This window comes from Citrobacter sp. VF227, assembly GCF_052950715.1.
Map to the genome: position 1 here is coordinate 222,320 of NZ_JBRFVF010000002.1, position 12,507 is coordinate 234,826.

The 12,507-nt window shown below is 49.8% G+C and carries 10 protein-coding genes; 5 read left to right on the forward strand and 5 right to left on the reverse strand.

All coding sequences use genetic code 11. The annotated features are described in order from the left end of the window. Nucleotides 1-30: 30 nt before the first annotated feature. Nucleotides 31-723 (reverse strand): DUF421 domain-containing protein, encoded by a 693-nt coding sequence (locus tag ACU8YC_RS08520; RefSeq protein WP_151225128.1) that lies wholly within the window; start codon nt 721-723, stop codon nt 31-33. 136 nt (nt 724-859) lie between these two features. On the opposite strand from ACU8YC_RS08520, the gene ycaO reads away from it, so the two are divergent. The 4 genes from ycaO (at nt 860) to pflA (ending at nt 7,151) form a co-directional block, all read left to right on the forward strand. Further along, the gene (ycaO, locus tag ACU8YC_RS08525; RefSeq protein ID WP_446895212.1) at nt 860-2,620 is read left to right on the forward strand and encodes a 30S ribosomal protein S12 methylthiotransferase accessory factor YcaO; all 1,761 of its coding nucleotides are present in this window, start codon (nt 860-862) and stop codon (nt 2,618-2,620) included. Nucleotides 2,621-3,025: 405 nt separating this feature from the next. Beyond that, complete coding sequence (focA, locus tag ACU8YC_RS08530) at nt 3,026-3,883, forward strand: formate transporter FocA (RefSeq protein ID WP_003035756.1); 858 nt, start codon at nt 3,026-3,028, stop codon at nt 3,881-3,883. Between the two features lie 59 nt (nt 3,884-3,942). After that, nucleotides 3,943-6,225, forward strand: coding sequence for a formate C-acetyltransferase (pflB, locus tag ACU8YC_RS08535; protein WP_003035753.1), 2,283 nt, complete (start codon nt 3,943-3,945; stop codon nt 6,223-6,225). A gap of 185 nt (nt 6,226-6,410) precedes the next feature. Next, complete coding sequence (pflA, locus tag ACU8YC_RS08540; protein WP_003035751.1) at nt 6,411-7,151, forward strand: pyruvate formate lyase 1-activating protein; 741 nt, start codon at nt 6,411-6,413, stop codon at nt 7,149-7,151. Nucleotides 7,152-7,194: 43 nt separating this feature from the next. Here the strand turns inward: pflA and ACU8YC_RS08545 are convergent, their stop codons facing one another. Continuing rightward, entirely contained in the window at nt 7,195-8,616 is a 1,422-nt protein-coding gene (locus ACU8YC_RS08545) for an amino acid permease (protein ID WP_151217918.1), read from the reverse strand. A gap of 214 nt (nt 8,617-8,830) precedes the next feature. Beyond that, complete coding sequence (locus ACU8YC_RS08550; protein WP_187259766.1) at nt 8,831-9,979, reverse strand: MFS transporter; 1,149 nt, start codon at nt 9,977-9,979, stop codon at nt 8,831-8,833. A gap of 385 nt (nt 9,980-10,364) precedes the next feature. Between ACU8YC_RS08550 and ycaC the strand changes: the two genes are divergently transcribed. After that, complete coding sequence (ycaC, locus tag ACU8YC_RS08555) at nt 10,365-10,991, forward strand: isochorismate family cysteine hydrolase YcaC (RefSeq protein WP_016152433.1); 627 nt, start codon at nt 10,365-10,367, stop codon at nt 10,989-10,991. A 29-nt stretch (nt 10,992-11,020) separates the two neighbouring features. On the opposite strand, the gene ACU8YC_RS08560 is transcribed toward ycaC, so the two are convergent. Together ACU8YC_RS08560 and ACU8YC_RS08565 are read right to left on the reverse strand one after the other, a co-directional pair. Continuing rightward, complete coding sequence (locus ACU8YC_RS08560) at nt 11,021-11,884, reverse strand: dimethyl sulfoxide reductase anchor subunit family protein (protein ID WP_187252723.1); 864 nt, start codon at nt 11,882-11,884, stop codon at nt 11,021-11,023. Between the two features lies 1 nt (nt 11,885). Next, a complete protein-coding gene (locus ACU8YC_RS08565; protein WP_151217916.1) occupies nt 11,886-12,503 on the reverse strand; it encodes a DMSO/selenate family reductase complex B subunit in 618 nt (205 codons plus the stop codon). Between the last annotated feature and the right edge of the window lie 4 nt (nt 12,504-12,507).

The following is a 12,507-nucleotide window of genomic DNA, read 5'->3' on the forward strand; positions in this document are numbered from 1 at the left end:
ATTGACGGGTAAAAACCGAGATTTTCGCTGTCAGGTAACCCGTTTTGCCCGACTGGCCTTCGACCATTCTGGATTTGCACAGCGCGGGCATAATTGATGATCGCCGGCATTCATTTGCACCACTTCACTGCAACGTATGCAGGCATAGTCCCCAGCTTCAGGCATTATCTTAAAGCGTTGCGTACAGCGTTTTGGCAGAATACTGAGTCCCGGCTTTACATCTTCATTGGCATAGAAATAGACGCTGATTTGCCCGTTCGTTTCCAGAATGGCCAGTTTCACCTGTCCTAATTGCTCTACGCCGTTCAAACGCAATTCCATAAAGAACTCGAATTCCGTCATATTGGCGCTATTGAGCTTTGACCATGCCAGCTCACCATCCTCAATGATCACAACGGGCTTCCCCTCCAGCAAATCCTCCATTTTTTCGCTGTGTGCCATCAACCACATTACCAACCGGTACAGCACTGCAAGGGTAATAAAGACCACTAGCACCGGCAGCATTGGAACATCATCATAAAACGCCACGTCTCCCGCTGCGGAACCCAGCGTAAGGATGATCAGGACTTCAAAAAGCGACATCTGACGTACGCCGCGACGTCCGGTGATTTTTAAAAACAGAAAAACCAATATAAAGGTATAGAGGCTGCGCAAAGCAACTTCGCCCAGAAAATCCATCGGCACTTTATCAAGCGCCATACGGTGTAAATCGAATGCTTTCATTAATATGCTCTAAACGTGGTTGGCTGTAAGAAAGCATAGCTAATGCTTTTATTTACGCCTGGAATCCGGCGACGATAGCGCCGTTCATTGAAAACCCGTATCATTGCGCGCTTTCCGTACGACAAAAGTGATTTTCATGACGCAAACATTTATCCCCGGCAAAGATGCCGCTCTGGAAGACTCCATCGCTCGCTTCCAGCAAAAATTGCTCGACCTTGGTTTTCAAATTGAGGAAGCCTCGTGGTTGAATCCCGTCCCTAACGTCTGGTCTGTACATATTCGCGACAAAGAATGCGCGTTGTGCTTTACCAACGGGAAAGGCGCGACAAAAAAAGCGGCACTGGCTTCCGCGTTGGGGGAATACTTTGAGCGTCTGTCGACTAACTACTTCTTTGCGGATTTCTGGCTGGGTGAAACCATCGCCAACGGTCCGTTCGTGCATTACCCGAACGAAAAATGGTTCCCGCTGACTGAAAACGACGATGTACCAGAAGGTCTGCTGGATGCACGACTGCGAGCGTTTTACGATCCAGAAAACGAACTGACTGGCAGCATGCTTATCGATCTACAGTCCGGTAATGAAGAACGTGGCGTCTGCGGTCTGCCGTTTACCCGCCAGTCTGATAACCAGACCGTCTATATACCGATGAATATTATCGGCAACCTGTATGTTTCTAACGGCATGTCTGCGGGTAACACGCGAAACGAAGCTCGCGTTCAGGGCCTGTCTGAAGTCTTTGAGCGTCATGTGAAGAACCGCATTATTGCGGAAAGCATCAGCCTGCCGGAAATCCCGGCCGAAGTCATGGCGCGCTATCCGGCTGTGGTGGAGTCCATCGCCAAACTGGAAGCGGAAGGTTTCCCAATTTTCGCCTACGATGGCTCGCTGGGCGGCAAGTATCCGGTGATTTGCGTTGTCCTGTTCAACCCGGCGAACGGTACCTGCTTTGCCTCCTTCGGCGCGCACCCGGATTTCGGCGTAGCACTGGAGCGTACCGTCACTGAACTGTTGCAGGGCCGTGGTCTGAAAGACCTTGATGTCTTCACCCCACCGACTTTTGACGACGAAGAAGTGGCTGAACACACTAACCTTGAAACCCACTTCATTGATTCCAGCGGTCTGATTTCATGGGATCTGTTCAAGCAGGATGCCGACTATCCGTTCGTTGACTGGAATTTCTCTGGCACCACGGAAGAAGAGTTCGCCACCCTGATGACTATCTTCAATGCTGAAGATAAAGAAGTGTATATCGCCGACTATGAGCATCTGAGCGTTTACGCCTGCCGCATTATTGTTCCGGGAATGTCTGACATCTACCCGGCTGAAGATCTGTGGTTAGCCAACAACGCCATGGGCGCCCATCTGCGTGACACCATCCTCTCTCTGCCGGGAAGTGAATGGGATAAAGAAGACTATCTCAACCTGATCGAACAACTGGATGAAGAAGGCTTTGACGACTTCACCCGCGTCCGCGAACTACTTGGTCTGGCAACCGGCGCGGATAACGGTTGGTACACCCTGCGTATTGGCGAGCTAAAAGTGATGCTGGCGCTGGCCGGTGGCGACCTGGAGCAGGCGCTGGTCTGGACAGAATGGACGATGGAATTCAATGCCTCCGTCTTTAGCGCTGAACGTGCCAACTACTACCGCTGTCTGCAAACGCTGCTTCTGCTCTCTCAGGAAGAAGATCGTCAGCCGCTGCAATATCTGAATGCGTTTGTCCGCATGTACGGTGCCGAGGCGGTTGAAGCGGCAAGTGCAGCATTGAGTGGCGAAGCGCCATTCTACGGGTTGCAAACCGTTGATAGCGATCTGCAGGCTTTCCCGGCGCATCAGTCTCTGCTGAAAGCCTATGAAAAACTACAGCGCGCGAAAGCGGCACATTGGTCAAAATAATGACAGTCAGCCTGCGCTAAGTAGGCTAAAAGTTTTGTCTGGGATATATTACGGGGCGCTTTAAGCGCCCTGTTTTTTTATTTTGGTCAAATCGGAAAATAAATGTAAAAACAAGGTTAAATATTAGTAGTTGATATTAAAAAAATTAGCGTATTAATGCAGTTTTTTATCTCAATTACTCCATTTTAATTAACCGTCTAACAGGAGACAAAAAGAAAAAATTCAACTCACTTTATAATTTTTAAAATTTATTTTTACGTGGATAATCAACAAGTTACTCCGTAATCGCATAAAAACCATGCGTCTTACGGGCCTATAAGCCAGGCGAGATATGATCTATATCAAATTCTCATCTATAATGCTTTGTTAGTATCTCGTCGCCGACTTAATAAAGAGAGAGTTAGTGTGAAAGCTGACAACCCTTTTGATCTTATTCTTCCTGCTGCAATGGCCAAAGTTGCCGAAGAAGCAGGCGTCTATAAAGCAACGAAACATCCGCTTAAGACGTTCTATCTGGCAATTACTGCCGGTGTATTCATTTCAATTGCCTTTGTTTTCTATATCACCGCAACAACCGGTACCGGAACTATGCCTTTCGGCATGGCAAAATTAGTAGGTGGTATCTGCTTTTCCCTGGGGCTGATTCTTTGCGTTGTCTGCGGCGCAGACCTCTTCACCTCAACCGTATTGATTGTCGTAGCAAAAGCCAGTGGTCGTATTACCTGGGGCCAATTGGCTAAAAACTGGCTTAACGTGTATGTCGGTAACCTGGTGGGTTGCTTGCTCTTCGTGCTACTGATGTGGCTTTCCGGCGAATACATGACCGCCAACGGCGCGTGGGGGCTCAACGTCCTGCAAACAGCCGACCACAAAGTGCACCATACTTTTGTTGAGGCAGTAAGCCTTGGCATCCTGGCTAACCTGATGGTGTGCCTGGCGGTATGGATGAGCTACTCTGGCCGCAGCCTGATGGACAAAGCGTTTATCATGGTATTACCGGTCGCAATGTTTGTTGCCAGCGGTTTTGAGCACAGTATCGCAAACATGTTTATGATCCCTATGGGTATTGTAATACGCGATTTCGCCACCCCGGAATTCTGGACCGCTGTTGGGTCTTCTCCGGAGAATTTTTCTCACCTGACCGTGATGAATTTCATCACCGATAACCTGATTCCGGTTACGATCGGTAACATTATCGGCGGCGGTTTGTTGGTCGGGTTGACATACTGGGTCATTTATCTGCGTGGTAACGATCATCATTAATCTGATGATGCCCATTACACGCAGTAAATAAAAAATCCACTTAAGAAGGTAGGTGTTACATGTCCGAGCTTAATGAAAAGTTAGCCACAGCCTGGGAAGGTTTTACCAAAGGTGACTGGCAGAATGAAGTAAACGTACGTGACTTCATTCAGAAAAACTACACTCCATATGAGGGTGACGAGTCCTTCCTGGCTGGCGCAACTGATGCGACCACTGCACTGTGGGACAGCGTGATGGAAGGCGTTAAACAGGAAAACCGCACTCACGCGCCTGTTGACTTTGACACCTCCGTTGCTTCTACCATCACTTCTCACGACGCTGGCTACATCAACAAAGCGCTCGAGAAAATTGTTGGTCTGCAGACTGAAGCTCCGCTGAAACGTGCGATCATTCCGTTTGGCGGCATCAAAATGGTTGAAGGTTCCTGCAAAGCGTACAACCGCGAACTGGACCCGATGCTGAAAAAAATCTTCACCGAATACCGCAAAACCCACAACCAGGGCGTATTCGATGTTTACACCAAAGACATTCTGAACTGCCGTAAATCCGGTGTTCTGACTGGTCTGCCAGATGCGTATGGCCGTGGCCGTATCATCGGTGACTACCGTCGCGTTGCGCTGTACGGTATCGACTACCTGATGAAAGACAAATACGCTCAGTTCGTCTCTCTGCAGTCCGATCTGGAAAACGGCGTAAACCTGGAAGCAACTATCCGTCTGCGTGAAGAAATCGCTGAACAGCACCGCGCACTGGGTCAGATCAAAGAAATGGCTGCTAAATATGGCTGCGATATCTCTGGTCCGGCTACCAACGCTCAGGAAGCTATCCAGTGGACTTACTTCGGCTACCTGGCCGCGGTTAAATCTCAGAACGGCGCAGCAATGTCCTTCGGTCGCGTATCCACCTTCCTGGATGCTTACATCGAACGCGATCTGAAAGCAGGCAAAATCACCGAACAAGACGCTCAGGAAATGATTGACCACCTGGTCATGAAACTGCGTATGGTTCGCTTCCTGCGTACCCCAGAATACGATGAACTGTTCTCCGGTGACCCAATCTGGGCAACTGAATCTATCGGTGGTATGGGCGTTGATGGCCGTACTCTGGTTACCAAAAACAGCTTCCGCTTCCTGAACACCCTGTACACCATGGGTCCTTCTCCGGAGCCGAACATCACCGTTCTGTGGTCTGAAAAACTGCCTCTGAACTTCAAGAAATTCGCCGCTAAAGTGTCCATCGACACCTCTTCTCTGCAGTACGAGAACGATGACCTGATGCGTCCGGACTTCAACAACGACGATTACGCTATCGCTTGCTGCGTAAGCCCGATGGTTGTTGGTAAACAAATGCAGTTCTTCGGTGCGCGTGCAAACCTGGCGAAAACCATGCTGTACGCAATCAACGGCGGCGTTGATGAAAAACTGAAAATGCAGGTTGGTCCTAAATCTGAACCGATCAAAGGCGACGTTCTGAACTTCGACGAAGTGATGGACCGCATGGATCACTTCATGGACTGGCTGGCTAAACAGTACGTCACCGCACTGAACGTTATCCATTACATGCACGACAAGTACAGCTACGAAGCCTCTCTGATGGCACTGCATGACCGTGACGTTATCCGCACCATGGCGTGTGGTATCGCTGGTCTGTCCGTCGCTGCTGACTCCCTGTCTGCAATCAAATATGCGAAAGTTAAGCCGATTCGTGACGAAGACGGTCTGGCTATCGACTTCGAAATCGAAGGCGAATACCCGCAGTTTGGTAACAACGACTCTCGCGTTGATGACATGGCGGTTGATCTGGTAGAACGTTTCATGAAGAAAATTCAGAAACTGACTACTTATCGTAACGCTATCCCGACTCAGTCTGTTCTGACCATCACCTCTAACGTGGTTTATGGTAAGAAAACGGGTAACACCCCAGACGGTCGTCGTGCTGGCGCGCCATTCGGACCGGGTGCTAACCCAATGCACGGTCGTGACCAGAAAGGTGCTGTTGCCTCTCTGACCTCCGTTGCTAAACTGCCGTTTGCATACGCTAAAGATGGTATCTCTTACACCTTCTCTATCGTTCCGAACGCACTGGGTAAAGACGACGAAGTTCGTAAGACCAACCTGGCTGGTCTGATGGATGGCTACTTCCACCACGAAGCATCCATCGAAGGTGGTCAGCACCTGAACGTGAACGTCATGAACCGTGAAATGCTGCTGGATGCGATGGAACATCCGGAAAAATATCCGCAGCTGACCATCCGTGTTTCTGGCTACGCAGTACGTTTTAACTCCCTGACTAAAGAACAGCAGCAGGACGTTATTACTCGTACCTTCACTCAGACCATGTAATTGGTTTTGACTGAAATCGTACTTTAAAAAGCGTACAATAAAGGCTCCACGTAAGTGGGGCCTTTTTAATAGCCTGCTTTGTCAGCTATCTATACTTATGGATATCAGCCAAAACAGACTCGACACAGTTAATAACTGTGCACTAACACTGGCCCCGGATGGGCCACACCTGGAGAAACACCGCAATGTCAGTTATTGGTCGCATTCACTCCTTTGAATCCTGTGGCACTGTTGATGGCCCGGGCATCCGTTTTATTACCTTTTTCCAGGGCTGCCTGATGCGCTGCCTGTATTGCCACAACCGCGACACATGGGATACGCACGGCGGTAAAGAAGTCACCGTCGATGAATTAATGAAAGAGGTCGTGACCTATCGCCACTTTATGAACGCTTCCGGCGGCGGTGTGACAGCGTCCGGCGGTGAGGCTATCCTGCAAGCTGAATTCGTACGTGACTGGTTCCGCGCCTGTAAAAAAGAAGGCATTCATACCTGTCTGGATACCAACGGTTTTGTTCGCCGCTACGATCCGGTGATTGATGAACTGCTGGAAGTCACCGACCTGGTAATGCTCGATCTCAAACAGATGAACGATGAAATCCATCAGAATCTGGTAGGCGTATCTAACCATCGTACGCTGGAGTTCGCTCGCTATTTGTCTAACAAAGATATCAAGGTTTGGATCCGCTACGTAGTCGTGCCTGGCTGGTCTGACGATGACGATTCCGCACACCGCCTGGGCGAGTTTACCCGCGATATGGGCAACGTCGAAAAAATCGAGCTGCTGCCTTACCACGAACTGGGCAAGCACAAATGGGTGGCGATGGGTGAAGAGTACAAGCTGGACGGCGTTAAGCCGCCGAAGAAAGAGACCATGGAGCGCGTGAAAGGCATTCTCGAGCAATATGGACATAAAGTGATGTATTGATATTTATGGTGGGTAACGGACCCGTTACCCACCAGACTCTACCTTAGCGCCCTCTTCTCGCCAGTAGCGGGAAAATCAACCCCAATCCTACCAGCACAAACGGCGTCACGATATTCAGCGTGAGCTGGAATGTCCACTCAGGGGTAAAGGCTTCCATTTTCGGGAAGATCCCGGTCAGACAAGCAAATGCGGTAAAAGCGAAGCACCAGATCCCCACCGTCATCGCCAGCGATCGATTCCGGATAAAGACATATTCCGGCTTATACTTCTGCGCCAGGCGAATAACAGCAATAAACGCCACAAACACCCATAGATAACGCAATGGCATCACGACTGAATTGAGATTTAGCAACCACTTGTAGAGATTGTTCATGTCGCCAATCCCCAGGGTTGGCAACATAATCAAAATCGCTACCAGCACCAGCGTCAGAATATAACCATTGACCGGTGTCCCCGAGGCATTGGTTTTACACAGGCTTTCCGGAATATATTTACGATCCGCATCGCCCAGCAGAACTTTAAGCGGTGCATCAATAGAAAATACTAATGCCGCGATCTGTCCTAATGTGTTGGCAATAGCGTAAATAACCATCAGCGAGTTACCCATACCATAATACTCGCCCAATTTCTGGAAGGCGTAATATTGACCATTGGTCATGAGATCATCAGGAATATGCCGGGAGTCAAACATCATCCCCATGGCCAGCGACCCGAGGATCGCACACACTGCCACCATCACCGCCAGGACGAGCATCCCTTTCGGAAATTCTTTGCCCGGATTACGTGTCTGATTAACGTAAGGTGATATTTTCTCGGCGCCGCCAACGGCAAAGACCAGCATTGAGATCGTGGTAATATAGGTAAAATCGATATGCGGGATGAACGATTCCCATGTGATATTGGTTGTTGCTATCTGCACATCGGTGATCGCCGGAGCAGTTACCGCCATCACGACATACAGAATAGACATCACGAACATCGCGATGCCCGCCACTGAGCCCACAATTTTCAGTGATTTCATACCACGGGACGCAACCCACATGAAAAAGACAAATAGCGCCAGCGTCAGTCCTTGCAGGGCCACAACGGTATACTCTTTTATCAGTGACCCATCGCCTTTTAGCGCCCATCCCAGCGCAATCAGAATGGCCTGCGGCTTTTGCGCCAGATAAGGAATATGCACGACCCAATAGGTCCATGCAGCAAGATAGGCAAGGCCTGGCCCCATCGTGTGCTTAATCCAGGTACTGACCCCGCCTTTCCCATCTTTAAAGGTAGAACCAAGTTGTCCAACAATCAGCGCATAGGGAATAAAATAGAGCGCAAAAATAAATATCCATGAGGAGACAACAACCAGTCCCTGATTAGCATAGTTGTTAACAACGTTGCCAAAACCCCAAACGGTGATAAACGACATCAATGCGATGTTGTACCATCGCAATTGTTTTTCCTGCACACCAGCCATACGCGATCCTTCGTAGAAGCTTTTTGAGTATTAATATATAAGGCGTGGGATTATGCGCGTTAAAATGAACGAGCGGAAACGGCGGGATGTAAAACTATAACCTTCTGCACACTTTATTTTCAGGACAGATGCGTGCGATTAAATAATACCAGGTCCACATAAAGCATACATAAACAATATGTATGGGAACCTGGTCGGTTTGTGTTAAATCAGATCAAACATGCGCAATAGAATTGGGCGTATGGCCCGTTTTACGTAACAGCATCAGTAAATAAATAAACGATACGCTGGCGATCATGATAAACAGCAAGCTATCTGAATAATTTTGCATCAGCATCGCGGTAAATGAAGGACCAAGCAGGCTGCCCACGGTATAGCTTAATAACAATGCCTGATTCATGGCGACCAGCTGATGATGTTCCACCTTTTCACAGGCCCAGGCCATCGCCACCGGATAGAGGGTAAAACCTGCAGCACCCAACATAAACAATGCGGGCGCCATCGCCGCCTGATTTAGCATGGCGATACTGCCAACGATGACCACGAAAACCTGGACGCGTAAAACCAACAGGCGTCCCAACTTATCCGCCAGGCGGCCAATCGGCCACTGTCCCAGAATTCCGGCACTAACCAGAACAGCCATCCAGAAGCCAATACTGGCGTTGCTCACTCCCTGATGGTTGAGATACAGCGGCATCAGGCCATACAAAGACCCCAGCACAATCCCGGAAATGATACAGCCATTCACGCCCAGGCGCGCCTGTCGCAGTTTCAGCATGGAGACAATAGGTGTGGACTTCTGCTCATCACCCTGCTGATTGGCAATGCGAGTAAAGAGCAGTGGCAAAACACCAGCCAGGATAGTCCCTGTCACCCACGGCAGGACGTTCATCAATTCCGTGGATACTTTACTCACCAGCAGCTGGCCTAAAAACGTCCCCACATAATAGATCATCATATAGGCGGCAAGTAAACGTCCGCGATTACGCGAAGTCCCGCTGCACATCAGCGCGCTTTCCACCACCACCCAAATCATGGCGCAGCCAACACCGGCGATAAAGCGCCAGGTCATCCAGCTCCAGAATCCCACCATAATCCCCAACCCGACACAACCCGCAGCAAAAATAAACGAGGCGATGTAATAGCTGCGATTAAAGCCAAGGTGTTTGATTAAATACCCGGTCAACAACGTCCCTACCAGATTACCGGTAAAGTAAGACGAGCTCACCACGCCTACCTGCCAGGTGGGCAGGTTTTCATGGGCGAGCCAAAGCGGGACGAGCGTGTTTAACACGGCGATCGCCAGGGTCAACAGAAGCAGCCCGCACAGCAGCAGCATGACGGGACGAGTATAGGTGGACATGAATAAAAACCGTGAGGAAGTTCAAATTTCATGCGCATCATGCCACTGCCAAAAACATTGTCAATCGGCGTAATCAGAGGGCTGTGGCGCTTTCTGGCCGATCGATTTGCATTACTGATTCTTAATGTGAATAGATAAAAAGCTTAAAAACACATCTGCTTGTTTTTATTGATCTAAAACAAAAATCTCGCGTTCCGTTCAGTCGAAAAATTTCATGGACTCCCCGTGCTTTTATTTCTTACTAAACTCTATGCGGGATGCAAACCTGCATTGTCCTCAAAATAGAACTGTGAGTTCCTTTTTACCTATCTAATCCAAATTTCGCTCTCTCTGTAGACTTAAACTCATCAAATTTTCCCCACTGATGCTGAACAGGAGAAATATCATGACTAAACCTTACGTGAGACTTGATAAAGATAATGCGGCAGTACTGCTGGTCGACCATCAGGCTGGCCTGCTCTCTCTGGTTCGGGATATCGATCCCGATAAATTTAAAAATAACGTGCTTGCCCTCGGTGACTTAGCAAAATACTTCAAACTCCCGACCATTCTGACAACCAGTTTTGAGACCGGACCCAATGGGCCGCTGGTGCCGGAGCTAAAAGCGCAATTTCCCGACGCGCCCTATATTGCTCGCCCCGGAAACATTAACGCGTGGGATAATGAAGATTTCGTGAAAGCGGTGAAAGCGACCGGCAAAAAACAGCTGATTATCGCCGGCGTCGTGACGGAAGTTTGCGTTGCCTTCCCTGCGCTCTCGGCTATTGAAGAAGGTTTTGACGTCTTTGTTGTCACCGATGCCTCAGGCACATTTAATGAAATTACCCGCCATTCAGCATGGGATCGGATGTCGCAGGCCGGTGCTCAACTGATGACGTGGTTTGGCGTCGCATGCGAGCTGCACCGCGACTGGCGCAACGATATCGAGGGGCTGGCAACGTTGTTCTCTAACCACATCCCCGATTATCGCAATCTGATGACCAGCTACGACACGTTAACGAAACAGAAGTAAAAAACCGGGGCTAAGCCCCGGTTTATCATTTAGCTCGCTACCGCCATACCAACGGTCATATGCAGGCCGTAGAACACGCCACGACCTATTAACTCTCCAACAAGCAACAGAATAAATGCGACGGAAAGCAACGGAACTGCAGGCTGGTAACCCTTCACTTGCGGTACAATCCAGCAGCACAGCGCTAATGCCAGCGCCACAATCCGCCACGCCATGAGCGATCCGTAATCCGGAACCAGCGCAGACGCCTGCTGAATCGAACTGTGGATCGTCGCCAGTTCAGCCCCCTGCATTACTGACATGATGGCGCTCACCACCAGTGCAAGCACTGAGATAGCCGGCAGCAAGCGCATCGCCCAACCGTCAACACCGGCAATTCTCAGTAACAGATACCCCAGCAGCGGACCGCCCATAAACATCGTCAGGAAGAAGCCCAACGGTGTCCAGACGCTGTACCAGGTCGGCACAGTATCGATAGTGTTATACACACGTACCATCATCCAGACAAAAATCACGCCCAGTACCATGGTGACAACTAACCACAGATTGCGTAACGCGGGCGACATTTTTTTCAACGTGGCCAGCAGCCAGCCGATACCACCAACGGCAAAGAAGATGGAGCCGCTGGCAATTTCGTTACTCAACGCCGAAGACCCTACACGATTGAGTGAGTTAAAGGCGCGCATCGGCGAGCCCAGATGAAGCATAGAAGCAATAAAGCCAATACCCATCAATACCCACAGTCCAAACATGCAGGCGATCACGCGCTGCTGCGTTTCAGGACGTAAGTCCCCTTTCATCAGCGCCAGCGCCAGAACAATAAAGCCACCAACCACACACTGTCCGAAGACCGTGAAGATCATCAGCGGCCATTCATGCCATCCACTTCCCATCTTACACCTCCTTCGGATTAGCCAGATAACCTGTGGTATCCCCGGTCGGGCGGCTATTGGCGTTAGGTTTGATGACAATACTTGGTTTGGTAAAGTGCGCACCCGGCAGTGGCGCAACCGCAGCCAGGGAACCATGCTTTTTGCGCAGCTCTTCAATCGGGCCAAAATCCAGCGCACGCAACGGGCAGGATTCGACACAGATAGGTTTCTTGCCTTCAGCGACACGCTCATGGCAGCCGTCACATTTTGTCATATGCCCTTTTTCAGCATTGTACTGCGGCGCACCGTAAGGACAGGCCATGTGGCAATACCGACAGCCAATGCACACGTCTTCATCGACAACGACAAAACCATCTTCACGTTTGTGCATCGCGCCGCTCGGACATACCTTGGTACAGGCCGGATCCTCACAGTGGTTACAGGCAATGGAGAGGTAATAGGCAAAGACATTCTGATGCCAGACGCCGTTGTCCTCCTGCCAGTCACCGCCTGCATACTCATAAATGCGGCGGAAGCTGACCTCCGGGGTTAAATTTTTGAAATCTTTGCAGGCCAGTTCGCAGGTTTTGCAACCGGTGCAACGGCTGGAATCAATAAAAAATCCATACTGGGTTGTCATCGGT

Bases quoted from the DNA above. Each gene is read 5' to 3' on its own strand.
- ACU8YC_RS08520 (WP_151225128.1), bottom strand. From the start codon at position 723: ATGAAAGCATTCGATTTACACCGTATGGCGCTTGATAAAGTGCCGATG.
- ycaO (WP_446895212.1), top strand. From the start codon at position 860: ATGACGCAAACATTTATCCCCGGCAAAGATGCCGCTCTGGAAGACTCC.
- pflB (WP_003035753.1), top strand. From the start codon at position 3,943: ATGTCCGAGCTTAATGAAAAGTTAGCCACAGCCTGGGAAGGTTTTACC.
- pflA (WP_003035751.1), top strand. From the start codon at position 6,411: ATGTCAGTTATTGGTCGCATTCACTCCTTTGAATCCTGTGGCACTGTT.
- ACU8YC_RS08545 (WP_151217918.1), bottom strand. From the start codon at position 8,616: ATGGCTGGTGTGCAGGAAAAACAATTGCGATGGTACAACATCGCATTG.
- ACU8YC_RS08550 (WP_187259766.1), bottom strand. From the start codon at position 9,979: ATGTCCACCTATACTCGTCCCGTCATGCTGCTGCTGTGCGGGCTGCTT.
- ycaC (WP_016152433.1), top strand. From the start codon at position 10,365: ATGACTAAACCTTACGTGAGACTTGATAAAGATAATGCGGCAGTACTG.
- ACU8YC_RS08560 (WP_187252723.1), bottom strand. From the start codon at position 11,884: ATGGGAAGTGGATGGCATGAATGGCCGCTGATGATCTTCACGGTCTTC.
- ACU8YC_RS08565 (WP_151217916.1), bottom strand. From the start codon at position 12,503: ATGACAACCCAGTATGGATTTTTTATTGATTCCAGCCGTTGCACCGGT.